At 71.6% G+C, this 24,302-nt stretch carries 25 protein-coding genes and 1 pseudogene; 18 read left to right on the top strand and 8 right to left on the bottom strand.

The genetic code is table 11. From position 1 onward, the window contains the following. From ABZ567_RS29360 to ABZ567_RS29325, 8 genes and pseudogenes are all read left to right on the top strand, one after another. Positions 1-81, top strand: a pseudogene (locus tag ABZ567_RS29360) (winged helix-turn-helix domain-containing protein); the annotation flags it as partial. A gap of 191 nt (positions 82-272) precedes the next feature. Continuing rightward, complete coding sequence (locus ABZ567_RS29355; protein ID WP_360795475.1) at positions 273-866, top strand: NAD(P)H-dependent oxidoreductase; 594 nt, start codon at positions 273-275, stop codon at positions 864-866. Between the two features lie 91 nt (positions 867-957). Continuing rightward, the gene (locus ABZ567_RS29350; RefSeq protein WP_360795473.1) at positions 958-1,998 is read left to right on the top strand and encodes a YihY/virulence factor BrkB family protein; all 1,041 of its coding nucleotides are present in this window, start codon (positions 958-960) and stop codon (positions 1,996-1,998) included. A 261-nt stretch (positions 1,999-2,259) separates the two neighbouring features. Then, entirely contained in the window at positions 2,260-2,673 is a 414-nt protein-coding gene (locus ABZ567_RS29345) for a phage holin family protein (RefSeq protein WP_360795470.1), read from the top strand. Beyond that, entirely contained in the window at positions 2,670-3,224 is a 555-nt protein-coding gene (locus tag ABZ567_RS29340) for a DUF3618 domain-containing protein (protein WP_360795467.1), read from the top strand. Before ABZ567_RS29345 ends, ABZ567_RS29340 begins: the two co-directional genes overlap by 4 nt. 225 nt (positions 3,225-3,449) lie before the next feature. Continuing rightward, the gene (locus ABZ567_RS29335; protein ID WP_360795464.1) at positions 3,450-3,971 is read left to right on the top strand and encodes a DUF6584 family protein; all 522 of its coding nucleotides are present in this window, start codon (positions 3,450-3,452) and stop codon (positions 3,969-3,971) included. Positions 3,972-4,575: 604 nt separating this feature from the next. Next, positions 4,576-6,549 carry a GDSL-type esterase/lipase family protein gene (locus ABZ567_RS29330; protein ID WP_360795461.1) on the top strand — a complete coding sequence of 658 codons (1,974 nt, stop codon included), beginning with the start codon at positions 4,576-4,578 and terminating at the stop codon, positions 6,547-6,549. Positions 6,550-6,833: 284 nt separating this feature from the next. Next, entirely contained in the window at positions 6,834-8,138 is a 1,305-nt protein-coding gene (locus ABZ567_RS29325) for an NAD(P)-binding domain-containing protein (protein WP_360795458.1), read from the top strand. 260 nt (positions 8,139-8,398) lie between these two features. Here the strand turns inward: ABZ567_RS29325 and ABZ567_RS29320 are convergent, their stop codons facing one another. From ABZ567_RS29320 to ABZ567_RS29295, 6 genes are all read right to left on the bottom strand, one after another. Beyond that, complete coding sequence (locus tag ABZ567_RS29320) at positions 8,399-9,514, bottom strand: tryptophan dimethylallyltransferase family protein (protein WP_360795455.1); 1,116 nt, start codon at positions 9,512-9,514, stop codon at positions 8,399-8,401. A 224-nt stretch (positions 9,515-9,738) separates the two neighbouring features. After that, complete coding sequence (locus tag ABZ567_RS29315; protein ID WP_360795452.1) at positions 9,739-11,100, bottom strand: cytochrome P450; 1,362 nt, start codon at positions 11,098-11,100, stop codon at positions 9,739-9,741. A 6-nt stretch (positions 11,101-11,106) separates the two neighbouring features. After that, complete coding sequence (locus tag ABZ567_RS29310) at positions 11,107-11,709, bottom strand: ATP/GTP-binding protein (protein ID WP_360795449.1); 603 nt, start codon at positions 11,707-11,709, stop codon at positions 11,107-11,109. Continuing rightward, positions 11,684-12,061: a DUF742 domain-containing protein gene (locus ABZ567_RS29305; protein WP_360795446.1), complete on the bottom strand. Its 378-nt coding sequence runs from the start codon at positions 12,059-12,061 to the stop codon at positions 11,684-11,686. The genes ABZ567_RS29310 and ABZ567_RS29305 overlap by 26 nt, the downstream gene beginning before the upstream one ends. Then, complete coding sequence (locus ABZ567_RS29300; RefSeq protein WP_360795443.1) at positions 12,058-12,459, bottom strand: roadblock/LC7 domain-containing protein; 402 nt, start codon at positions 12,457-12,459, stop codon at positions 12,058-12,060. The genes ABZ567_RS29305 and ABZ567_RS29300 overlap by 4 nt, the downstream gene beginning before the upstream one ends. After that, a complete protein-coding gene (locus ABZ567_RS29295) occupies positions 12,456-13,649 on the bottom strand; it encodes an ATP-binding protein (protein ID WP_360795440.1) in 1,194 nt (397 codons plus the stop codon). Before ABZ567_RS29295 ends, ABZ567_RS29300 begins: the two co-directional genes overlap by 4 nt. 356 nt (positions 13,650-14,005) lie before the next feature. On the opposite strand from ABZ567_RS29295, the gene ABZ567_RS29290 reads away from it, so the two are divergent. The 8 genes from ABZ567_RS29290 (at position 14,006) to ABZ567_RS29255 (ending at position 19,852) form a co-directional block, all read left to right on the top strand. Beyond that, a complete protein-coding gene (locus ABZ567_RS29290) occupies positions 14,006-14,200 on the top strand; it encodes a VOC family protein (RefSeq protein ID WP_360795490.1) in 195 nt (64 codons plus the stop codon). A gap of 219 nt (positions 14,201-14,419) precedes the next feature. Continuing rightward, positions 14,420-15,550 carry a spore photoproduct lyase family protein gene (locus ABZ567_RS29285; protein WP_360795487.1) on the top strand — a complete coding sequence of 377 codons (1,131 nt, stop codon included), beginning with the start codon at positions 14,420-14,422 and terminating at the stop codon, positions 15,548-15,550. Between the two features lie 187 nt (positions 15,551-15,737). Then, complete coding sequence (locus ABZ567_RS29280; RefSeq protein ID WP_360795437.1) at positions 15,738-16,301, top strand: dihydrofolate reductase family protein; 564 nt, start codon at positions 15,738-15,740, stop codon at positions 16,299-16,301. 150 nt (positions 16,302-16,451) lie between these two features. After that, on the top strand, positions 16,452-16,859 hold the full coding sequence (locus tag ABZ567_RS29275) for a YciI family protein (protein WP_360795434.1): 408 nt from the start codon (positions 16,452-16,454) through the stop codon (positions 16,857-16,859). An 8-nt stretch (positions 16,860-16,867) separates the two neighbouring features. Continuing rightward, positions 16,868-18,013: a DUF6596 domain-containing protein gene (locus ABZ567_RS29270; protein WP_360795484.1), complete on the top strand. Its 1,146-nt coding sequence runs from the start codon at positions 16,868-16,870 to the stop codon at positions 18,011-18,013. Positions 18,014-18,168: 155 nt separating this feature from the next. Next, positions 18,169-18,999, top strand: a complete 831-nt coding sequence (locus ABZ567_RS29265; RefSeq protein ID WP_360795431.1) for a class I SAM-dependent methyltransferase — start codon at positions 18,169-18,171, stop codon at positions 18,997-18,999. A gap of 114 nt (positions 19,000-19,113) precedes the next feature. Next, a complete protein-coding gene (locus ABZ567_RS29260; RefSeq protein WP_360795428.1) occupies positions 19,114-19,503 on the top strand; it encodes a hypothetical protein in 390 nt (129 codons plus the stop codon). 136 nt (positions 19,504-19,639) lie between these two features. Then, entirely contained in the window at positions 19,640-19,852 is a 213-nt protein-coding gene (locus tag ABZ567_RS29255) for a hypothetical protein (RefSeq protein ID WP_360795425.1), read from the top strand. Positions 19,853-19,953: 101 nt separating this feature from the next. Here the strand turns inward: ABZ567_RS29255 and ABZ567_RS29250 are convergent, their stop codons facing one another. Continuing rightward, positions 19,954-20,715, bottom strand: a complete 762-nt coding sequence (locus ABZ567_RS29250) for a restriction endonuclease (RefSeq protein WP_360795422.1) — start codon at positions 20,713-20,715, stop codon at positions 19,954-19,956. 237 nt (positions 20,716-20,952) lie between these two features. Between ABZ567_RS29250 and ABZ567_RS29245 the strand changes: the two genes are divergently transcribed. Next, positions 20,953-21,894, top strand: coding sequence for an SDR family oxidoreductase (locus ABZ567_RS29245; RefSeq protein WP_360795419.1), 942 nt, complete (start codon positions 20,953-20,955; stop codon positions 21,892-21,894). Positions 21,895-21,941: 47 nt separating this feature from the next. On the opposite strand, the gene ABZ567_RS29240 is transcribed toward ABZ567_RS29245, so the two are convergent. Then, positions 21,942-23,438: a cryptochrome/photolyase family protein gene (locus tag ABZ567_RS29240; RefSeq protein WP_360795416.1), complete on the bottom strand. Its 1,497-nt coding sequence runs from the start codon at positions 23,436-23,438 to the stop codon at positions 21,942-21,944. 236 nt (positions 23,439-23,674) lie between these two features. Here ABZ567_RS29240 and ABZ567_RS29235 point away from each other — a divergent pair, with 236 nt between their 5' ends. Continuing rightward, complete coding sequence (locus tag ABZ567_RS29235; protein WP_360795413.1) at positions 23,675-24,253, top strand: fasciclin domain-containing protein; 579 nt, start codon at positions 23,675-23,677, stop codon at positions 24,251-24,253. The last annotated feature ends 49 nt before the right edge of the window (positions 24,254-24,302 follow it).

Raw genomic sequence — 24,302 nt, 5'->3', positions numbered from 1 at the left:
CTGCTCCGGGTGCTGGTCCGGGACGCCGGCCGGGTCGTCACCCGCGACCAGCTGATGCGCGAGGTCTGGGACACCACCTGGTCCCAGTGACTGGGTCGCAGGAGCCCCGGGGCGGGGCCGTTCGGGAGGCGGATGAGGGAGAAGAGGGGCCGGAGCCGCCCGAGGAAGGACCTGGCGGACAATGGCGAGCAACCGCCCTGCCGGGCTGGTGTGTTCGGCTCGCATCCACGGCAGCCGATCCCGTCCGTGCCGACGTTCACCTGGGGAAAAGCATGCGCATAGGGGTCTACCTCGCTCACCCGCGTCCGGGGAGTTTCAACCACGCGGTGTTCGAGGCCGTCATGGAGGAGCTGCGCGGGAGGGGCGCCGAGGTAGTGGCGCACGACCTCTACGCGGAGGGGTTCGGACCTCTGCTCACCGCCGAAGAGACCGGGACGGTCGAATCGGCGGAGCGTTCCCGCAACGGGCAGCTGATGCTGCACCGGGAGGAACTGGCCGCCCTGGACGCCTTGGTGTTCGTGCACCCGAACTGGTGGGGGATGCCGCCCGCTGTTCTCACGGGCTGGGTGCAGCGTGTCCTCGCGCCGGGCGTCGCGTACAAACTGGAGACAGCGGAGGGCGAGCCCGCCGGACTGCTCAAGGCCGGCCGGGCTCTGGTGCTGAACACCTCCGACACTCCCGCCGACCGGGAGGAGAGCGAGTTCGGCGATCCGCTGCAGAACATCTGGGCGGCATGCGTACTGCCGTACGTGGGGGTCTCCGACGTACGCAGGGTCGTCTTCCGCACGGTCACCGGCTCGACCCCGGAACAACGCTCGATCTGGCTGGCCGAGGCACGTGAGCAGGCGGCGGCGCTCCTGGCGTAGGGAGGCGGACCGCCGACGGAGGAGGGGGCGCCGGACCTCTTTGCCTCGGAGGGCGGAGCATAGGACGGGCGTGAGGGGAAAGCCGCTGAACATGACACGTACACCGAAGTCAGAGCACGGTGGCCACCGCGAACCCGTTGCGGACGGGCCCGAGAGGGTGGGTCCCGATGAGCAGGTCGAGGAGCGGGCTCCGGATCAGCCCTCGCAGCTGCCGAAAGGGTCATGGAAGGCGGTGCTCCGCGGCACGCTGAAGGAATTCAAGGACGACGAGCTCACCGACCGGGCCGCGTCGCTGACGTACTACGGCGTGCTGGCTCTCTTCCCCGCCCTCCTGGTGCTCGTGTCGCTGCTCGGCGTCGCGGGCGAGTCGGCGACCAAGCAGGTCCTGGACAACCTCCAGAAGCTCACACCCGGCTCGGCCCGCGACGTGATCAGCAACGCCGTGGAGCAACTCCAGGGGAACGCGGGCATCGGCTCGCTCATGGCCGTCGTGGGCCTGGCGGTCGCGATCTGGTCGGCTTCCGGATACGTCGCCGCGTTCATCCGTACCTCGAACGCCGTCTACGACATGCCCGAGGGCCGCCCGATGTGGAAGGTCCTGCCCCTGCGGCTGGCACTGACGATCACCCTGATGGTCCTGGCTGTGGTCAGTGCCCTGATCGTGGTGTTCACCGGCGGGCTGGCCCGTCAGGCGGGCGCCGCCCTCGGCATCGGTGACAGTGCGCTGACGGTGTGGTCGATCGCGAAGTGGCCGGTTCTGGTCCTGCTCGTCACGGTGATGATCGCGATCCTGTATTGGGCGGCGCCCAACGCCAAGGGCCGCGGGTTCAAGTGGGTCACCCCCGGCAGTTTCCTGGCACTGGTGATCTGGATGATCACCTCCGCGGGCTTCGCGTTCTACGTCGCGAACTTCGGCTCGTACAACAAGACGTACGGCACCCTGGCGGGCGTCATCATCTTCCTGGTGTGGCTGTGGATCACCAACCTGGCCGTCCTCCTCGGTCTGGAGTTCGACGCCGAGATGGCCCGCCAGCGTGCGGTCGCCGGCGGTCACCCGGAGGACGAGGAGCCCTACGTCGAGCCCCGCGACACCCGGGCGTGGAGCGACGAGGAACGCCGCCGCGTGGAGTGAGCGGGCCGTCGAACAGCTACGGCCTCGGCCGGAGCCACATCCCGCGTACTCCCTCCGGACGGGATGACCTGTGCTCTGGGGCGGGTGAGCGACCGCGTGCGGGGTAGTCGCGCTGTGACAGCAGCGGGCACGTATCGGCCGGACGACACCGGTAGCGGTTCGGACCGCTGACCGGTACGGCACCGCAGAGGCGACACGAAAGGCGGCCACCGTGCCGCCATCGCGGCCTGGGGCGGGCCCCACGCGGAAAGGGCAGAACAGATGAGCGCCGTCGGACGGCACCCGGACCACACCGAGGCATCGGTGGGCGACCTCGTTTCCCGGGCGTCGCAGCAGATGTCGGAACTGGTCCGCGAGGAGATGCGGTTGGCCCGGGCGGAGATGACCCAGAAGGGCAAACGCTTCGGCGTGGGCGGCGGCCTGTTCGGCGGGGCCGGCGTGGTCGGCTTCCTGGCCGCACAGGCTCTGGTCGGCGCCGTGATCGCCGCCCTCGCGCTGCTCCTCCCGGTATGGGCTTCGGCCCTGATCATCGCCGCCCTGCTGGCGGCCGTCGCGGCAGTGATGGCCGCCGCCGGGAAGAAGGAGATCGCCAAGGCCGGTGCCCCCGTACCGGAGCAGGCCATCGACAGCGTCAAGGCCGACGTGGCCGAGATCAAGGAGGCAGCACACCGATGAGCACCCCCTCCCAGGGCAAGAAGGACGCCGCGCCCACTCCCGAGGAACTGCGCGACCGGGTCGAGCACACCCGCGATGAGCTCGGTCTGACAGTGGAGGCGTTGGCCGCCAAGGCCGACGTCAAGGCACAGGCCAAGGAGAAGGCGGCCGAGTTCAAGGCGCAGGCGGTCGAATTGAAGGAACAGACGAAGGAGAAGTCAGCCGAGTTGAAGGAGCAGGCCAAGGAGAAGTCGGCGGAGCTGAAGGAGCAGGCCGCGGAGAAGGCTGTCGTCGTCACCGATCAGCTCCGGGAGAAGACGGCGCACGCCGCTCAGTTGGTCAAGGACAAGACCCCCGACCCGGTCCTGGAGAAGGCGGCCCACGCCGTGGCGCAGGTCCGCGACACCGCGACCCGCGCCGGACACCTCGCCGCCGAGAAGACCCCGGACCCGGTCCGGGAGAAGGCCGAGTCGGCGATGACCCTGGCCAAGGGCAAGCGCACCCCCCTGCTCGCCGCGGCCACCGCGCTCGTCGTTCTCCTGCTCGTGCGTCGCAGCCGGAGGAAGCGCTGAGGCGCCGATCGTAAGACATCCGAGACCGGCCACCATGACGGTGCCCCGGACGCTGCCGACGGGAACCGCTCCCATCCGGCGCCTGACGCGCATCTGAACCGGCCACGGCGCCGCCGCCGTCCCCGGGGAGCAGGGTCCGGGTCCGCCTCCGTCCCGAAGGGCGGAGGCCGGGTGGCGGCGTAAATCAGGTCGAGTCCCGGCACCCCGGTGTTCGATCATGTGCTCATGTCTCAGTTGAACACCCTCGCCCGTGTGGACGCCGATCTCGTCGCCGGGCGTGTGCCGATGGCGCGGCAGCGCCTGCGAGGGCTGGTCTCGTCGTACCCGCACGACCTGACGCTCCGCCGTCGGCTCGCCCAGGTCTACCGGCTGTACGGGGAGGCGGCGGAGGCGGGGCGCTGGATGTACCTGGAGGAGGACCGGAGCGTCGAGGAGACGACCGCCTTCGAGGCGCGTTACCGGTCCCCCGGGGGACGGATGAAGGCGCTCGCCTGGCGCGGCCCCGAGACGCTGGCCGCCACCGCCTTCGCCCAGGAACAGCTGGCAGCGGTGCGGACCGCCTGCGCCGAGCGGCTGGGACGCCCGGTCGACTGGGACGACCCGACCTCCTACGAAGGGGGCGAAGAGCCCGTGACGGACACCGAAGGATGGACGCTGAGCGGCGTCGTGATGGGCGGCGGCTGCCTTGTAGGGGTCGTCGGGCACGTGTGGCTCTGGGTCCTCGGAGTGATGTCCCTCTTCGAGTAGGGCCCGGCGGGCCGGGGGCATCATGTCGCGGCGCCCGGGAGCCACCCCGACGCGGTGGGACGGGTTGCGGTCAGAGGGTCCGGTCCGGTGCTGCGGGGCTTGTCCGAGTCACCGGTTGCCGACCGTCCTGACGGTGACTGTCGCTGCCGACTCCGATGTCATGACCTTGGTCACTCGTGGTCGGCACAGGAGCCCCAGTGAATTCGGGCATCTCTCGCCTTCCGCTCGCATCGGGGACTCGGGCGTCAGGGAGGTCTTGAGTTCCCTATGAGTTTCCTTTGACCGTTCGTCGCCGGCGTGGCATGTTGTCCAGGCGCACGCGCGCTGATGACGCGTCCTTTTCGAGAATAGGGCCGGGAACGTTGACGAATGCGATGACGGAATCGTAGAGGCGAGACTCCGGGCTGCTCCGAAAGCCGGGCCGCGAGTCACGTCGAGACCCGATGCACCTCGGCTCGGGGCCGGGCGACCTGCGGCGTAGGCCACAGGAGCCGGGTCCAAGCTCAGCCTCGGCGCGACCAGCGTGTGCACGTGCCTCGCAAGCCCGCGGTCGAACCACCCTCGTTCGCAACAAGTCCTCTGTTCGCATCGGAGCGTTCTCGTCATGACCCCCGCACCCACACAGGATTCCCGAACACCGGCTTCCGACAGGACGAGCTCTGCGTCGAGGGCCACGGAGCCGACTGCGGTGGGCGGTGCCCTTCGTGACACTCCGTCGGACAGCGCGAGCGGACGGCGCATTCTCGTTCTGGGAGACTCGACCGCCGCGGTGAATCCCAAGCAACAGCCCCTGCAGGGCTGGGGTCAGGCGCTCACCGAGTTGCTCGCCGGGAACACCGGGGTCCGCAACTTCGCCCTGTACAACGCCTCAAGTCGCAGCTTCTACACCCATCGCTACATCGAGGTGCTCAACGAAGCGCGCCCTGGGGACATCGCGCTCATCTCGTTCGGGCACAACGACCAGAACATGATGGAGCCCGACAAGTACACGAGCGCCGATGAGTACCGGGCGTACCTGGAGCTGTATGCGGAGACGCTGCGGGAGCTCGGGGTGTCGCCGGTGTTCGTGACGTCGCTGGCACGGGGGACCTTCCACGCCGACGGACGCGTCGCCAACGGACTGCGCGAGCGCGCCGACCTCATGGTCAAGACCGCCGCGGACGTGGACGTACCCCTGGTGGACCTCAACCGGTGGTCCGAGGAGCTGTGGCAGGACCTCGGCCCGACGGCGGCCGTGCGGCTGCTGGGCTGGCTCGAACCCGGCGAGCACCCCGGACACCCCCAGGGCAAAAGGGACTGGACCCACCTCAACACCCGCGGCGCGCAGGCCACGGCCTCCTGGCTGCTGGCCCAGCTCGTCGAGCACGGCCTGCTCGCCGCGGCCGACCTCCCGCAGCGAGCGGTGGACGCCGTCCTGACCGAGGACGAACTCGGCGCCTTGAAGAGCGCGGCCGCCGAGCGGGAAGCCCACCTGGTCCGGGTCGAATCGTGGCTGGGGCAGCAGCCCGAGCCGCAGCGCAAGCGGCAGTGGCCGTGGCGTGCCCAGCCCCAGGCCGAGCCCGAGGGCGTCGACTCGCAGCCGGTGACGATCACGGTCCCCCGCGCGCAGACGATCGTCGGCCCGCTCCACGCCCTGTCCGGCACCTGCCCGCCGGACACGGACGCCCTCTACTTCTTCACCGGTACGCGGTGCGTAGGCAGTACCCGCCCCGGCCCGAACGGTGCCTGGAGCTGGCGCCGGGAGAGCGGCTGGCCGGCCGGTGAGCAGACCCTGCTCGTCGCCGCGGGACGTGGCCAGGACCTCACCAACACCGCGACCGTCACCTTCGTCGTCGTCACCGACGTCGAACCCCCGGTGATCGAAGCGCCGGCGGACGGTTCGTACACCCACCCCCGGCCCGAGTTCCGCGGCACCGCCCAGAAGGGCGTGCGCGCCGTCCACCTGCTCGACGACGGCATCCGCGTCGGCGAGTCCCCCGTCGGCGCGGACGGCAGGTGGAGCTGGAGCCCGCCGCAGACCTGGTCCGCCGGTCCCCGCAGGATCGAAGCCGTCGCCTGGGTCGCCAGCAACCACTCCGAGCCCGCGACCGTACGCTTCCAGGTGCACGGGATACCCGCCGGGCACCCCGCGGAACAGCTGCGCCGGCAGGCCGACGCCCCCTTCACCGAAGGTACGCATCGCCCTCCGCTGCTGATCTCGACCCAGCGGACCGCCCCCGCCTGCGACCGGCTGGAGACGTCGATAGACTTCCCCGCCGCCGACTGGGCCCCTGTCACCTTCACCGTGCCGTCGTCCGGCGCCGCCTACGTCACCATCTCCGCGGCCATCCACACCACCGCCGGCCCCACGGCCACCGTATGGGCGCTGTGGCGGGCCAGCGGCGGGTACACCCCCTCGAGTCCCGCCCGTGGACTCTCCGCCCACGGCCCCAGCCGCGTCTACGCCTCCCGCCGACACCTGCTCACCGGCATGAAGCCGGGCGAACGCGTCACCATCACACCGCAGTGGAACATCAACACCGGCACCAAGAACCAGGTCCACTTCAGCGGCGGCCAGCTCCTCGTCGAGCCCGCCTGACCAGCCGCGGGCCGCGCAACTGTCGGCAGGCCGGCTCCCGTTCACACGGGGGCCGGCCGCCACGTTCCGGCGTGCCCGACCGCCGCCGCGGACATCGTGCGGCCGAGTGCGGGACCGACCGCTTCAGGAGACACCCCGCGGTTCTCGGGCGCCACGGCAGGCTGCTGGTCCGCTGCGGGGCGATCCTCGCCACCACCGTCGGGTGAGTCGCGTGTGTGAGCCGGGTGGCGGGTGGGCAGTGAATGATCGTTCGAGTGGGGAGTGTCTGTTCTGTGGGGGAAGACGTGAGCGTGTGCGTCATCGGTGCGGGGCTGTCGGGGCTGGCTGCCGCACACGCTCTGGCGGTCAAGGGGATCGACTTCGTCTGTCTCGAGCGGGCGGTCGATGTCGGCGGGATCTGGCGGCAGCCGGGGGCCGGTGAGCCGGGGCCCGGGTACCAGTCGCTGCATCTGAACACCGCGAAGCAGCTCACGGGGTACACCGCGTTCCCGATGCCCGACGCGTACCCCCTCTATCCGCGGCACAGCGAGGTCGCCGCCTATCTGCGGTCCTTCGCCGAGTGGGCGGGGGTGTCGGACCGCGTCGAGTTCGGCGTCGAGGTCGTGTCGATGCGGCAGGAGGGCGACGACACGGCGTGGACGGTCGTCAGCCGGGGAGCGGACGGGGAGCTGGAGTCGCGGCGGTTCGCCCATGTCGTCGTCGCCTCGGGACACAACACGGTGCCGACGCTGCCGAAGCCCTCTCCGCCCGGTTCCGACGGGTTCGCCGGCAGGATCCTGCATGCCGTCGACTACCAGGACGGGGCCGACTTCGCCGGGCAGCGCGTCGTCGTCGTGGGCCTCGGCGCCTCGGCGGTGGACATCGCCGCGGACCTCTCCCGGCATGCCGCGCGCACCGTGCTCTCGGTGCGCCGGGGACTGCACATCGTCCCCAAGCAGCTCTACGGCATGTCCGTCGACGAGATGGCGGAGGCGCCGTGGTTCACCGCCATGTCCCTGCCCGAGCAGATCGACTTCGCCGCGGAGTCCCTGCGGGTCGCGCGGGGCAAGATGTCCGACTACGGCCTGCCCGAGCCGGATCATCCGCTCTTCTCCTCCCCGGTCACCATCTCCGACGAGATCCTCAGCCGCATACGCCACGGCGCGGTGACCCCCAGGCCGGGGATCGACCACCTCGACGGCAGGCGGGTGGTCTTCACCGACGGGACCTCGGAGGAGGCCGACGCGATCGTCTACTGCACCGGCTACCGCATGGACTTCCCGTTCCTGCCCGAGGGATGCCCGGTCGGTCCTGACGGGTCGGTCGAGCTGTACCGGCGGGTCGTCGCTCCCGGCCGGCCCGGTCTGTACTTCGTCGGCCTTGTCCGCCCGATGGGTGCGATCACACGGCTCGTGGAGGGGCAGACACGCTGGGTCGCCCGCATCATCGACGGCGAGGTCGACCTGCCGGACGCGGACGCGATGCGCGAGGAGATCACCGCGTACCTGGGGGGTATCGCCGCGCGTTACGGCACGGCGGAGGGCGGTGCCTCCATCCAGGTCGACGTCGGTCCCTACCTCCAGGAGATGCGAGAGCTCCAGGGGGTCTGAAGCCCTGGCCTGGCCTTACCCGGTCTCACCTGGCCTGGCCTGGACTTGCTCGGTCTCGTCTCGCCGGGTCTGGCCTTGCCCGGTCTGGCCTTGCCCGGTCTGGCCTGGCGTGGTCTGGTCTGGTTCGGTCGGGATGGCCGAGCACCCGCGCCTCGCCCGCGCCACGCCGTGCGCGCCGCGCCCGCCCCGGCCGCGTCCCCGACGGCGAAGCTCCCGGTGGACCTTCACCGGGAGCTTCTCGAGCGGTCGGCGGGCCGGCACTAGACCCCCGCCGCCGCGCGACGTGCCAGCTTCGTCGGCGGTGTGACGGCGTAGGCCTCCGACGAGAGGTACGCGGTCACCCGGGGCGGGTGGCCCTGCTGGTGGGCGAGCGCGAGGTAGGCGATGAGGCCCACTCCGTCCTTCGGTCGCCGCGTGGTCAGGGCGGACAGCGACCTGATCAGCGGGGCGGGGTCCATGCCGTGGCCGCGCAGGACGTCCACCGCCCGGTCGAGGACCTCTCGGTCGTCGCGGGCGTAGTCGCGTACCGGGATGTGGAGGGTGAAGCCGCTGGGGCGGCCGGTCTCCGTCTCGGTGAAGGAGTGGCAGGTGAGGCCCGGCCGCCGGTCGAGGTCGTCGGTGGCGGCGGTCGCCCGCAGGAACTCCTGGATCTCCGCAGGACCCGGACCGGAGCCCGTACGGGACAGCCCGCCCGCCTCGGTGGCCGACAGGCCCGGGTGCCGGGCGTAGACCTTCACCCGCGGGGTCTCCCAGCGGCCGAGGTCCAGTGCGAGGAAGGGGTGGCCGTCGGCCTTCGGCAGCGCCCCGTACGCCCGTGTGTGACCGAGCCGGCGCAGGGCCTTCCGTACGGTCTTGGCGGAACGTTTCGCCCCTGACGCGGCCGGGTTCAGGTACACCTTGACCTTCGGCACGCCGCCGGGCAGGAGCTCCAGCGCGATCCACAGCGCGAGCGGGCCCTTCGGCTTGGCCGGGAAGAAGAGGTCCTCGATCTCGTCGAGCCGCTCGGTCGAGAAGTCCCAGCGTCGGGCCATCGCGCGGACGACGTCCAGACCGATCCGGCCGTTCTCCGCCCGGGTGTCCGCGCCGAAGCCCGGTTCCACCAGCACGCGCAGGGCCGGGGCCCGGCCGGGGCTGAAGGAGAGCGAGTACTCGACGGGGGTGTGGTCGTCGGAGAGGAACGTCCGGCCGGGCGGCGGCAGGGCCAGCGACCGCTCGGCGGCCGGCCCCAGCGCCTCGATCAGGGTGTGCGCGTACGTCTCCGTGTCCGCCGCGGAGAGCCCCGCGACGTCGCAGAGACGTACCAACTGGGCCCGGGTGAAGGCGCCGAGCGTGCCGCAGCCGGGACCCGGAGAGGTGTCGGACGGCAAGCCGGTCACCGGCCCCCCGCCAGGAGTCGGGGTACGCATGAAGATACCCGCCGACGAGGGCGGGTATCCCGGTGCGCACCGACGCGGGGTGGTGGCTCCGACAAAGCGGTGTCGGTGGATATGTGGTCCACGACAGCTCCTTAACCTCTTACGCAACACTGATGCCGCGTCGATCACTACCCCTGCGATCGAACAGTCATGCAGGGGTGTGGAGGTGATGGAGACTTGGTGGATCAGTTCGTCAGCCAGGACAGGAACTGACTCCAGCGTCCCTTCCGTTCGCCCTTGGCCTCCCCGCCGGACGGGCCGCCGGACCGCTGGCCGGGCGCGGTGGAGCCCGCCCCGGGAAGGGCGTCGCCGCGTCCCGTCGACGGGACGGGGGTGAACGTGGCGGGCAGCGTGGCCAGGGCCCGGTTGAAGGGACCGGGACGCCAGATCAGGCTGTCCTCCGGTACGGCGAGTTCGACGTCCGGCAGACGGTTGAGCAGGTGCTCGATGGCCGTGACGGTGATGTGCCGGGCCGGCTCCTTGGACGGGCAGCCGTGCGGACCGGCGCTCCACGCCAGGTGGGACCGGTTGCTGCCGGCCGTGCGGGCGGCCGTCAGCGCGGGCCCCGTGTTGGCGGCGGCGAAGCTCACCAGCATCAGGTCCCCGGCCCGTACCTTCTCGCCCGCGAACTCCATGTCAGCGGACGGGTAGTGGGGCGCGTAGTTGGACATGGGCGGGTTGTCCCACAGCGTGTCGTCGAGCGCCTCCCCGATGAGGCCGCCGCCGTCGGCGTAGCGGTCGTCGGTGAGCAGTCGGTGCAGGGTGTTGCCGAGGAGGTTGCGCAGTGGTTCGGCGCCCGCGCCGAGGAGCAGGGAGAGCTGGTCGACCATCTCCTGGTCGGTCAGGTCGGCGTGGTGCTGCATCAGCCAGGACGTGACGTCGTCGCCCGGCCGGCTCCGCTTGAGCGTGACCAGTTCCTGTACGGCCCCGAACAGTACCGCGGTCGCCTTCTCGGCGTTCACCCCGTCGAACATCCCGGTGATGCCGAACAGCACCCGGTCGCCGATGCCGGCCGGGCAGCCGAAGAGTTCGTTGAAGACGAACAGCGGGAGCTGCTTCGCGTAGTCGCCGAGGAGGTCCGCCGAGCCGCGGGACGCGAACTGGGAGATCAGGTAGTCCGAGATCCGCTCGGTGTTCCGGGCGAGCCGGTGCGAGTCGACGCGGGCCATGCTGTCCGTGATCGCCTGCCGCAGCCGCAGGTGCTCGCTGCCGTCGCTGAACATGCAGTTCTGCCGGTACGCGAGGAGGGGCACGACGGGGCTGTCCCGCGGGACCCGGCCCTCGGCGAAGTCGCGCCACAGGCGGGCGTCCTTGCGGAAGGACGCGGAGTTCTGGAGCAGTTGGAGCGCCGCCGCGTAGTCGGTGACGAGGGTGGCCTCCACCCCGGGTGCGAGCTCCACGGGAGCGGTGGGGCCGAAGTGGCGCAGATAGGCGTAGTACGCCTGGGGGTCCGCGGCGAACTCCGGTCCGTGCAGCGGGACCCGGGCACCCGACGCATGGGCGGGGCAGCCGGGCGGGGGCGCCGGGGCGGGGGTCTGGGGGTCCATGTCGGGCTACTGCTCCTGTCGGGCGCGGTCCAGCAAGAAGCGGACCAGAGTGGTCAGTGCGGCGGCGGACGACTGCTCGTCGCGCGCGTCGCAGGTGACGACGGGGGTGTCGTCGAGCAGGTCCAGCGCCTCGCGCAGCGCTGCCTCGTCCCGCAGGGGCGAGCCGTCGAAGTGGTTGACGGCGATGGCGTATTCCAGTCCGTACTGCTCGATCAGGTCGATGACCCCGAAGGAGTCCGCGAGCCGCTCGGGGTCGACGAGCACCAGCGCGCCGAGAGCCCCGCGCGCGAGGTCCTCCCACATCTGCACGAACCGCTGCTGACCGGGGGTGCCGAACAGGTAGAGCACGATGCGGTCGCTGATGGTGAGGCGGCCGAAGTCCATGGCGACCGTGGTGGTGGTCTTGCCCCGGACGCCCTTGAGGTCGTCGACGTGCTCGGCGGCCTGCGTCATCCGCTCCTCGGTGGTCAGCGGCTCGATCTCGGAGATCGAGCCGATGAACGTGGTCTTGCCCACCGCGAAATGACCGACGACGAGGATCTTGACCGGGATCTGCGAGGCCCCGTCCCGTACGTAGTCCTGCTTACCCAAACTTGGCGCGGAGACCATTGAGCACCTCCTCCAGGATCTCCCGGTCGGCGAGGGCGGCCCGTCGCACCGGCGAGCGGGTGATGAGGTAGCCGCCCTCGGTCAGGGCGGCGAGGAGGATCTTCACCACACCGAGCGGCAGCCGGGTGTGGCCGGCGATCTCGGCGACCGACAGGTAGCCGGCGGAGCAGATGTCGAGCAGGCGCTGCTCCTCGGGGGAGAGCCGGGTGGGCCGCTGGCCCTCCTCGTCCGCCGCCGTCACCAGCGTGATCAGGGACAGCTGCTCTTCGTCGGGCAGGCCGCGTCCCTTGGTGATGACGTAGGGCCGGACCAGCTCGGCGGCCTCCGGCTCCCACTCCTCGCGTCCCCTCATGACCGCGCGCCGAGGTTCTCACGCGGCGGCGTCATGAGCACCTTGCCGAGCTGGCCGACGAGCTGCTGCATCCGGAAGGTGATGTCGGCCATGTCGACGTCCGGGGAGGCGGAGACGCCGAGGTAGGCGCCCTCACCGGCGGAGATCAGGAAGACCCAGCCGCCGTCGAACTCCACCAGGGTCTGCCGCCACCGCGCGCTCGGGTCCTCGCAGAAGAAGCCGAGCGAGCGGCTCAGCGACTGCACCCCGCTCATCGCGGCCGCGACGCGGTCGGCGTTGTCCCTGTCGTAGTCGTTCGACCTGGCCATCAACAGGCCGTCGGCCGATATCAGGACCGCGTGCAGCGCCCCCGGAATCTCCAGGGCGCTGTCGAGCATCCATGACAGATCGTCGTTCACGAGACCTCATGTCCTTCGCTGCTTGCACCGGATGTGCTGCTCGTCCGGTCCGGCGCCTCCGGAGCGGACGCCCTGCCGGACTGCGTGCCTCGCTGGAAGGCACTCATGATCGCCGCCGCTTCGGCGTCGGAGCGGCTCGGAGCCTGTGCGGACGTACTGCTGGGCACGATGGCCATCGGCCGTTTGCGGCGCCGCTTGGGCAGGCCGTCGGCGGTCGGGGGCGTCGCGGGCACGACCTCGGGCCCGCCCGGGTGCGGATGCGGTACGCCGGGGTGAGGGTGCGGTACGCCGGGAGTGGTCACGGGCGGCGCGGTGGGCTTCTGCACCGGGACGCTGGTGAGCAGCTCGTGCGGCAGCAGGAGGACCGCGCGGACGCCGCCGTAGGGGGAGGTCGAGTCCACGGACACCTCGAAGCCGAAGCGCTCGCACAGCACGCCGATCACGGCGAAGCCGAACTGCGGCGGGTTGCCGAGTCCGGAGACGCCGGTGACGCGGTTGCTGGAGAGCAACCGCTCGGCGCCGGTCCGCTCCTCGTCGCTCATGCCGACGCCCGCGTCGTCGACGACGATGCACACGCCCTTGGGCACGGTGCGGGTGTTGATCTCGACGACCGTGTCCGGGCTCGAGTAGCTGGTGGCGTTGTCGAGGAGCTCGGCGAGCGCCAGCGCCACCGGTTCGACGGCGCGGCTGGTGATGCCGAAGTCGACGCGCGAGAGGATCTCCACGCGCCGGTAGTGCCGGATCCGGCCCTGGGCGCTGCGGACCACGTCGTACACGGACGCCACGTCGCGGTGGCGGCCGAGCCAGCCGTCGCAGAGCACGGCGATGGACTGCGCGCGCCGGCCGAACTGCGAGTTGGTGTGGTCGATCTCGAGCAGGTCCTGGAGCATGGCGGACTCGCCGTATTTGCTCTGCAGCCGTGAGACGACCAGCTGCTGTTCGGCGGCGAGACCCTGGAGCGTCCGCATCGCGGACTTCAGGACGGTCTTCGTCGCTTCCTCGGCCTGTTCCTGCGCGGCCTCGACGGACTGTGTGTAGTGGTTCTCCAGGTCGGAGTAGTGGCTCCGGAGCCCGTCGATCTGCTGCCTCAAGGCCTGGGCCGCCCTGCGCTGGCGGACGATGACGGCGATGGCGGCAAGAACGAGGACCGACAGAGCCCAGAGCACCGGGTTCTGTATGTATTCCGTCATAAGACTCTCTTCAGGCGACCGACGGCCAGTTGCGGAATTCCCGTCAATGCGGTGGACCGGCGGACCGCCCGCACCGGGACGCCTGCCTGAGACACCCCCGAAGCCGGAGGTGTTGTTCTGCGCTTATCCGCCCGCCCCGCTTGCACGGAGATCGTATCACTGTGCGATTACGTGACTATCCGTCAATAGACGGGCTGACCAGGCCAGTCGGACGGTATGAAAACGGACTTCGGGCGGTGAATCCGCGCGGCGAGCATGCTCCGTAGCTCCGTCCCCAGCGGTGCTCCCTCCGGGCATGGGCGCGCTGCCGCGCCGCCGGACCGGGTTCGGCGTCGGGGGACCATCGGTACGTCTACATCGAGCACCGGCCCGGCCGGGCCGGCCACGCCCTGCACACCCTCTTCGTCGACGACCTCGACACCCGCGTCGACGCGATCGCCGACCGCGGACCGACACCGACCGACCGCGAGACCTACGCGAACGGTGTACGCAAGGTGACGTACCACGATCCGGACGGCAACGAGATCGGGTTCGGCGGCGCTCCGCTCTGATCCGGCAGGCGCCGCCCTGATCCGGCGGGGCGCCGTCGCCCCCCTTCCGTACACTGGAAGAGTGCCGTGTCGACGGCCCGCCCCGAGCCCGCCCGGCACCGGCCCGGGGACGGCGCCAGGCGCTCCGGACATCAGCCCCGTGCCGACGGAGAGGCCATGAGACAGCGTGCGGGAGAACCGGCGGACGAGCCGGTGGAGGACGCCGAGGGCCTGTTCAGCATGAGCGAGCTCATGGCCGCGGCCGCGCCGGCCGACGAGGCGGACAGCCGCCCGTTCCGCGACGGGCCGCAGGCGCGCAAACTGCTGCACGTGGCGGAGATCCACGCCGAGCCCGCCGCCGCGGACTCGTGGCGGGGGCGCCAGATCATCGCGCGGTTCCCCGACGCGCGTCTCGTCGAGACGGACTCCCACTGGCGCATCCCGCACCTGCACGGCAACGAGGGGAACGTGGAGCGGTGGGTGAGGGTCAAGCGCGAGACGCTGGTCCTCGGCGAGCGCAAGTCCTTCGGCGTCCGGCCCAACGGACGCTCCGCCGACTGGATCGCCCCCGGGCTCTCCAACGGATGCGCCATGGCCTGCGCGTACTGCTACGTCCCGCGACGCAAGGGCTTCGCCAACCCCATCACCGTCTTCACGAACGTCGACCGCGTCCTGGGCGGCATCGGCCGGCACATCGCCGCCACCGGCCCCAAGACCGAACCCAACCAGTGCGACCCGCAGGCCTGGGTGTACGACATCGGGGAGAACGGCGACTGCTCGGTCGACGACCTGATCAGCGACAACACCGCCGACCTCGTCCACGCCTTCCGCCGGTGGCCCACGGCCAAGGCGTCCTTCGCCACCAAGTTCGTCAACCCCGATCTGCTACGGCTCGACCCGCGGGGCCGTACCCGGATCCGGTTCTCCCTGATGCCGCCGGACGACTCCAAGCTCCTGGACATCCGGACCAGCCCGGTCGCGGACCGTCTCGCGGCGGCCGCGGACTTCCTGGACGCCGGATACGAAGTGCATTTCAACCTCTCCCCGGTGGTGATCCGGCCGGGCTGGGAGCAGGCCTGGGACGAGCTGCTCCGCGCCATGGGCGACGTCCTGCCGAAACGGGTGCGGGACCAGGCGGCTGCCGAGATCATCATGCTCACCCACAACCAGGACCTGCACGAGGTCAACCTCGGCTGGCACCCCCGAGCCGAGGAGATGCTCTGGCGCCAGGACCTCCAGCAGCCCAAGCGCTCCGAGAACGGCAGCTGGAACGTCCGCTACCGGAACGCGGTCAAGGCGTCCGCCGTCGAGACGATGCGTGGCCTGATCGAGGCCCGTGCCCCCTGGCTGCGCGTGCGCTACGCCTTCTGATCCCGCCCGGCGCGTAGGTCCTTCCTCGGTTTCTCCGCGGCAGCCGGTCGGCGCGTGGCGGGCGGGCGGGACCTGACGGTGCCGGCCGGCTGCCCGCAGAGCAACGCGTCCGAAGCCCACCGCGTGCCGTGAAGTCCCGTCGCTTCGGGCGGTCGTACTGTCGAACTCGGCACCGAGGAGGACTTCCATGCGCAGCGTGACCTATTCGATGGGCGTCTCGCTCGACGGCTACATCGTCGGGCCGGACGGTGACTTCGACTGGACGGCCCCCGACGACGGGGTCTTCCGCTTCTGGATCGACGAGATCCGCAAGGTCGACGTCCACCTGTTGGGGCGGCGGCTGTACGAGACGATGCTGTACTGGGAGACCGTCGACCAGGATCCGTCGGTCGACGACTCCATGCTCGAGTGGGCCGCGTTGTGGAATCCGCTGCCGAAGGTCGTCTTCTCCACCACGCTGTCGGCAGTCGAGGGCCATGCCCGCCTGGCCTCCGGCAGCCTTGCGGAGGAGATCGAACGGTTGCGAGCCGAGCCGGGGGAGGGCGACATCGCGATCGGCGGCGCGACCCTCGCAGCCGAGGCCGCCGCATCGGGTCTCATCGACGAGTACCAGCTCATGGTCTATCCGGTGCTGGTCGGCGGCGGCATCCCGTTCTTCCCCCCGCACCAGCGCCGGGTGGATCTCGAACTCGTCGAGACCCGCACCCACGGTTCACGGGTCGTACACCTCCGCTACCGCGTGGCGCGTTAGCCGGCTCATGCGCCTCGTCTCCGCGCGGGTCGGCGTCTCCGGACGAGCGCGCGAAAAGACTTCGGGCGTGGATGTCGAGAACCCGTGGTCGGCTCCGTCCCCGCCCTGGAAGCGACCACCATGGGTCGCACCGGACCGAGGAGAAGCACGATGGCCAAGTACCTGCTGCTCAAGCACTACCGTGGCGCCCCGGCCGCGGTCAACGACGTGCCGATGGACCAGTGGACCCCGGAGGGCATCTCGGCCCACATGCAGTACATGCACGACTTCGCGGCCCGGCTGGAGGGAACCGGCGAGTTCGTCGACGGCCAGGCGCTCGCCCCCGAGGGAACCTTCGTCCGGTACGACGGCGAGGGCCGCCCGCCCGTCACCGACGGCCCCTTCGCCGAGACCAAGGACCTCATCGCCGGCTGGATGGTGATCGACGTCGACAGCTACGAGCGGGCCGTCGAACTGGCCGGAGAACTGTCCGCCGCCCCCGGAGCGGGCGGCAAGCCGATCCACGAGTGGCTCGAGCTCCGCCCCTTCCTGACCGCGCCGCCCACCGTCACGGAGTGACCTTCCCGATGAACGAGGCCCTGCTCCGGAGCCTCACACCGAGCGTCCTCGGAATCCTCGTCCGCCGCGGAGCCGACTTCGCGGCGGCCGAGGACGCCGTGCAGGACGCGCTGGTCGAGGCGGTCCGCGTCTGGCCGGCCGACCAGCCACGGGACCCCAAGGGCTGGCTGGTCACCGTGGCGTGGCGCAAGTTCCTCGACGCGACCCGGGCCGACACCGCCCGCCGCCGACGCGAGGACGTCGTCGACGCGGAGCCGGTGCCGGGACCCGGGGCCGCCGCGGACGACACCCTCCAGCTCTACTTCCTCTGCACCCACCCCTCGCTGACCCCGTCGTCGGCGGTCGCGCTCACGCTGCGCGCCGTCGGCGGGCTGACCACCCGCCAGATCGCCCAGGCCTACCTGGTGCCGGAGGCGACGATGGCGCAACGCATCAGCCGGGCCAAGCGCACCGTGTCCGGCGTACGGCTCGACAGGACGGGGGACGTCGCCACCGTGCTGCGCGTTCTCTACCTGGTCTTCAACGAGGGTTACTCCGGCGACGTCGACCTCGCCGCAGAGGCCATCCGCCTCACCCGGCAGCTGGCGGCCGCGATCGACCACCCCGAGGTCGGGGGACTTCTCGCCCTCATGCTGCTCCACCATGCCCGGCGGGCCGCCCGGACGGCGTCCGACGGCAGTCTGGTGCCGCTCGCCGAGCAGGACCGCGGCAGGTGGGACACCGGGGCGATCACGGAGGGCGTCGCGATCCTGCAGCGGGCCCTCGCCCGTGACCGGCTGGGCGAGTTCCAGGCCCAGGCCGCCATCGCGGCGCTCCACGCCGACGCACGCGCCGCCGAGGAGACCGACTGGGTGCAGATCGTCGAGTGGTTCGACGAGCTGGCGCGCCTGACCGACAGCCCGGTCGTTCGGCTCAACCGCGCCGTGGCCGTCGGCGAGGCCGACGGACCGCGCGCCGGTCTGGCGGCGCTCGCGACCGTGGACGAAGCCGTGCCCCGCCACACCGCGGTGGCGGCGTACCTCCACGAGCGCGACGGGGACCCGGCGACGGCGGCTCGCCTGTACGCGGAGGCGGCCCGGAAGGCACCGAACCTCGCCGAGCGCGACCACCTGACGCGGCAGGCCGCCCGGCTCAACGCCTCGCGGAGTCGCTGACGGGCCGCGCTCGCCGCGTCGGGGTCAGCGGCGGCCGGTCCGGCCCGTACAAGGGGGTCACCTGCCGAGAGGCCGGGCGTCGTGGTGCCGATGTGCGCGAGGCGCCGTCGACACGGGCGGGCCCCGCCGTCACACTTTCCGTGGAGGTGACGCAGATGGCGGAAGCGGTGGACATGCGGCCCGCGGTCCGGGAGACGTACGGGCCGGCCGACCTCAGTTCGGTTCCGGTGTTCGCCGGAGGGTTCATCAACTTCGGCTACTGGCGCTCGATCGATCTCGGCGGACCGCTCTCGGTGGACGATCGCGTCCGCAGCCAGGAGGACATGTACCGGCATGTGCTCGACGCCGCCGGCCCGCTCGAAGGGCGGGATCTGCTCGAGGTCGGCTGCGGGCTCGGTGTCGGATGCGCCCTGGCCGTACGCGAGTACCAGCCGGCGCGGGTGACCGGTATGGACATCCACCCGCAGCAGCTGGAGCGCGCCCGCCGCGCCAACGCCGTGCTGCTGGACGCCTCCCCGTCGTCGCTCCGGTTCGTCCGGGGTGCGGCGGAGGACATGCCGTTCGGCGAGGGTGCGTTCGACCGCGTCCACAGCGTCGAGGCCGCCCAGCACTTCGAGGACCTGACGGCCTTCGCCCGTGAGACGGCACGGGTGCTGCGGCCCGGCGGGCGGGTGGCCGTCGCGAGCTTCTTCACCCCGGACGACGACCCGGGCCACCGCGGTCGGCTCGCGGCCCTCCTGAACTCGTTCGCCGACGGATTGGACATCGCCCGCCCCGTCGGGTGTCTGACCGAGGCGTTCGATCGGGCCGGCCTGACGGAGGTGCGGGCCACCTCCGTCGGTCCCGAGGTGTGGGAGGGCTGGGACCGCTGGCTGTCGGACCAGTGGGAGCCGGGCACATGGCCGCGCAACTTCCTGAAGGCGTACCGGGAGGGCAGCCTCGACTACTACGTCGTCACCGCCACCCGCACGCCGTCGTTCCGCTGACGCCGTGGTCCCCGCACCGTTGGCGGCGGCTGCCACGGTCCGGGGGCCGGCGGCGCGCAGGGGCTGCGACCGGGAGCCAGGGCGGGGAGGATCGGTGGAGAGGAAGGGAGCGGTGTGTCGAAGCCGACGAGGTCGCATCCGGAACACACGGCCGACGGGCGTTACATCGTCGTCGAGGGCCGGCGGTGGCGTGCCACCGATCCCGACATTCCCGAGGAGTCCGCGGCCCGGCTGCGCTCGCATCTGATGGCGGCCCGCCGAGGCGTGGCCGCGGCGCTGCGGAAGCGGGACACGGTGGCCGAGCGGGCCGCGCGGGCGCGCGTACACCGGGCGAAGGTCGCTCTCGGTGAACGCGGGGAGCCGTGGTGGGAACAGAGCGCGACGGATCGGACGGCGCGCTGGCGCGACGGGCTCGAGGCCCTCGACGCGGACTCGGACTCCGGCTCCGGCCGCGGCTCCGGCTCCTCTGGCTCTGGCTCCGACTCCGGCGCCGCTGACGCCTGACCACTGACCCGTGTGGGGGGCGCGTGCGGCGGTGAGGGTTTGCGGGGGCGTACACCGGTGAGCAGCCGAGGGACGGAGTCGTGCGCGACCTCCGTCTCCACCAGCGAAAGACCGCCGCCAGAGGAAGGTGAGCAATATGAGCACTCCGGACGAGCCGCTTCCCCGCGACCCGCAGAACCAGCAGGCAGAAGAGGGCGAGGACCCCCTGGCGATACCCGTACCGGACTGGCCCGGCCGAGAGGCGCCCGACACCGACGTGGCGGGCACCGGGCGCCGGGACGGCGGCGACGACGGGGAGGCGGACCAGGAGAAGCAGCCGGACTCCGCCGTGGACGAACCGGTGGACTGATGCCGCAGCCGTGGGCCCTGGCCGGAGCCACCATCCGCACCCGGCCGGGGCGCCCCGGGCCCGGCGGCGGCGTCATGGCCGCCCGTACTCCGCGCGGCGGCTCATGCCGGGTCGGTCACGGGGCAGGGAGCCGCAGGATCGGTGACGAGCGCGTCCCACGGGGCCGGCGCGAGCTGGTCCGTCCACGCGGCCAGCGCTTCGCCGTCCACGCAGATGATCCCGCAGGTGGCGGCGTACTCGGCGGCGGGCGCGGTGAAGGAGCTGGTGGTCACCATGACGGCCACGTCCGCCTCGTGGATGGTGAAGCAGGTGCCTCCGAACCTCTGCAGGTCCTGGGAGCCGACGCGGTTGTCCTCCGCGTAGTGCTTGCACTGGAGGACGACTCGACGGCCGTCCATGGTGACCGCGACGACGTCGGCGCCCAGGTCGCCCGCGCCACCGACGACTTCCACGGCGGTGCAGCCGTCCCGCGCGCAGAGCGCGGCGACCGCGTGTTCAAAACCGTCGGCGTCGACCGCCGCGTGGTCCAGGGCATCGGACCCGACGTCGGGCACGTCCGGGGCGGGAGGCAGGGCCTCCGGCGGGGCGGCGTGGCGGCGCAGGCTCCGGCGGCCGTACTCGACCGGCGGCGTACCCCGGCGGGCCATCGCGAGACCGACGGCGAGCACTCCTAGGGCGGCGAGCGCCACGAGGACGACGACCGGGACCCCGGAACTGCGGCCCCCCGCCACCTCCGCCGTCTTGAGGAAGAGAGCCAGGCCGCCGGCGCATATCCCTATGAGCCCCACCGCCAGCACGAGATCGCGCCAGACGCGCGCTCGGGGGCGCGGAGCCGTACCGTTGTCATTCCCGGTCGTGTGCATCCGGGCCCCTCCCTCGCTGGTCGACGGCTCGCGGCGTCCCCTCCGCTGTGTCGATGTTCCTGACGGACGCCGTCTATCCGTGAACAGGCGCTCGAAACGGGCTGCGGGGAGGGGCGGGGCGAGAACGACCGGCGCCGAACGGGTGGCGGCGCACCCTCGGGCATCTCCGCGTCGCATCCAGAACACGCGCGGACGAGAAGAGCCTGTGACGCCAGGCCGCAGCGACACGGAGGCGACATGTCACGCTCATGGGAACTGCAAGGACGTACCGCCGTCGTCACGGGCGCGGCACGCGGTCTGGGCGCCGGCCTGGCCCGTCGGCTCGCGGCCCGCGGGATGCGCGTGGCCCTCCTGGGCCGCGAGGCCGCCACACTGGCGGCGGTGGCCGCGACGCTGGGCACCGAGAGCCACGTCGTGGAGGTCGACGTCACCGACGACGACGCCATGAGCCGGGCCGCGGCCGAGGTCGGACGGCACCTCGGCGCTCCCTCGGTCGTCATCGCCAACGCCGGCGTCGCCGCGGGAGGCCCCTTCGAGAGTTCCGACCCGGACACCTGGCGGCGTGTCATCGAGGTCAACCTCATCGGCAGCGCCGTCACGGCCCGGTCCTTCCTCCCCGGCCTCCGGGCCACCCACGGCTACTTCCTGCAGATCTGCTCCACCGCGGCCTTCGGCGCCGCTCCCATGATGAGCGCCTACTGCGCCTCCAAGGCGGGTGCCGAGTCCTTCGCCCGATCCCTCCGCCCGGAGGTGGCCGGCTTCGGCGTCGGCGTCGGCGTCGCCTACCTGCACTGGACCGACACGGACATGATCCGCGACGTCGACCGGCACGTGGTGCTCAGAGAGCTGCGCGCGCACATGCCCGCGCCCGCCCGGCGCGTCTACCCGGTGGACCAGGTGGCCGCCTGGATCGAGCACGGAGTGGTACGGCGCCGCGCGGCCGTCTACGCGCCGCCGTGGCTCCGCCTCGCCCAGGCCGGGCGTCCCGTCTTCCCCCTCCTGGTCGACCTGATGTCGCGATGGGACCTGCCACGGCTCATGCGGGAGTACTCGCTCGACCAGACCGGCCTACTGGGACACGGAGGTCGCCTGGAGGAACGCTCGCTGGGCGTCTCCGGGACCGGGGCCGGCGCCGGAGACGGCGGTGACGGGCGGGACGACCGGGGGACAGGCGGCTGAGGGCGGCCGAGCGCGCCCCCGGTACGCCGTCACGTGCCGTACGCCCGTCAGGGCGGCCCCGCGCCCCTGTCCCGCTCCTGAGCGAGGAGCGCCGGCAGGTCCTTCAGCCGGTCGAGGCCGTTCACCGCCCGGGAGATCCGGACGTTGTGCTGGAGCGTGCCGCGGTGGCGGTGCAGGAAGTTCCAGTAACCGGCCGTGTACGGGCAGGCGTCCGCGCCGACCCGCCGGTCCGGACGGTAGGGGCAGGGCGCGCACAGGTCGCTCATGCGATTGATGTAGGCGCCGCCGGAGGTGTACGGCTTGGTGGTCATCCGGCCGCCGTCCGCGTACTGCGACATGCCGACCACGTTGGGCAGCATCACCCAGTCGTAGCCGTCGACGAAGCTGCGGTGGAACCAGTCGGTCACGGCCGCCGGATCCCAGCCGTGCTGGAGCGCGTAGCTCCCGAGGACCATGAGGCGCGGGATGTGATGGGTCCAGCCCGTGTCCCTGACCTGGCGGAGCACCGTCGACAGACAGCGGGCGGACACGGCGTCCGCGTCGAGCTCGTCCCACCAGTCGGGCAGGGGAGTGGTGTGACGGAGGGTGTTCGACGTCCGGTAGTCCTCACCGAAGTACCAGTAGAGCTGCCAGACGTACTCGCGCCATCCCGCGATCTGCCGGACGAACCCCTCGACCGAGTTCAGGGGTGCCTCGCCCGCCCGCCAGGCGGCCTCCGCCGGCTCCACGCACTCGGCCGGGTCGAGCAGCCCCAGATTGAGCGACGAGGACAGCAGACTGTGGCTCATGGTGTCGTCGGCGGCGAGCATCGTGTCCTCGTGCGCGCCGAATCCGGCCAGCCGGTGGCGGAGGAAGCGGCGCAGCGCGGCGAGGGCTTCGCGACGGTGGGCGGGGAACAGGCGGGGGCCGTCACGGCCGACGAAGGAGACGTCTCCGTCGCGTTCCCACCGGTCCAGGTCGCGGCGGACCTCCTCGTCGACGGCGTCCTCCCGGGGCCGGTAGGGCGCCGGAGCGCCCAGGGTCCGGGCCCCACGAGGAGGCGGCTCCCTGTTCTCGTGGTCGAGGTTCCAGGTGCCGCCCGCCGGACTCCCGCCCTCCATCAGGAGATCGTGGTCGCGCCGCACGGCCCGGTAGAAGCCCTCCATCCGGAGCCCGCGCTGCCCCCGCGCCCATGCGGCGAAGTCCTCGTGCCGGACCAGGAACCCGCGCGGCGGCAGGACGGTGACGTTCGCAAGGGACCGTACGAGGGCCAGCGCCGCCCGGGACGTGGGGTGGTGCACCGTCACCGGTCCGTCGCCCACGGCCCGCGCGAGCCCCTCACGGTAGGTGTCGGCCTTCACGTACGTCACCCGGTCACCGAGTTCCGCCGCGCGGTGCCGCATCGCGGAGAGCACCAGATGGGCCTTCGCCCGGTGGAAGCGCCGACGGCGGAAGACGGCCCGCGATTCGATCATCACCACGGGGGCGTCGCGGGAGACACCGTCGCCCGCCACGAGGAAGCCCGGGCCCAGCTGGTCGCCGAAGAGCCAGTGCGTGCCTGTCATACCGGTCTCGATCCGTTGCGTTCCCGCGGGGCCTGTGGCCGCGCCCTCTGGACTTCCGTGGTCGGGCGTCCGGCGGATGCGGCTCCCCGCGTATCCCCGGGTCGTGAAGAAATGTGCCGCGGATCCCATCCGCGGACCCGTCCGACACGGAATGACTCCATGAGAGGACAACCGAACCACGGCCGCAGCCGCTCGACGTCGGGCGTCGGGCATCCGGCCGATGCAAGGAGCACGTCATGAACACCACGCTGACCCCACGTCGTGTCCCGGCCGCCCTGGCCGCGGCGGCCCTCGCGGTCTCGCTCGGAGCGCTCGCCCCGCAGGCGTCGGCCGACGAGGGCGGTAGCCCGTTCGGCCCCGGGTGCGCCTCCGTGCCGAAGGAGGGCGAGGGCTCGCTCTCCGGCATGGCGGACGACCCGGTCGCCACGGCCGCCTCGAACAACCCGGCGCTGTCCACCCTGGTCACCGCCGTCGAGAAGGCCGGTCTTGTGGACACCCTGAACAACGCGAAGGACATCACCGTCTTCGCGCCGACGAACGAGGCCTTTGCGAAGATCCCGAAGGCGGACCTGGACAAGGTCCTCGCCGACAAGGAGATGCTCACCAAGATCCTCACCTACCACGTGGTCGACCAGCCGGTGGACAAGGCGGACCTCGCGGACGGGTCCTTCAAGACCCTTCAGGGCGGGACGCTGACGACTGCCGGGTCCGGGGACGCGTACAAGGTGAACGACTCCGCCGCCATCGTCTGCGGTGACGTGCACACCTCCAACGCGACTGTGCACGTCATCGACACGGTGCTCATGCCGAAGTGAGCACACGGAGGGCACGCAGGGCATGCGGAACCCACCCGGCCCGGGACCC

Origin of the sequence: Streptomyces sp. NPDC016459 (assembly GCF_040632845.1) — a bacterium.
Classification (GTDB): Bacteria; Actinomycetota; Actinomycetes; order Streptomycetales; family Streptomycetaceae; genus Streptomyces.
Note: the sequence above shows the minus strand (reverse complement) of the source record. Positions and strands in the feature narration are given on the sequence as shown.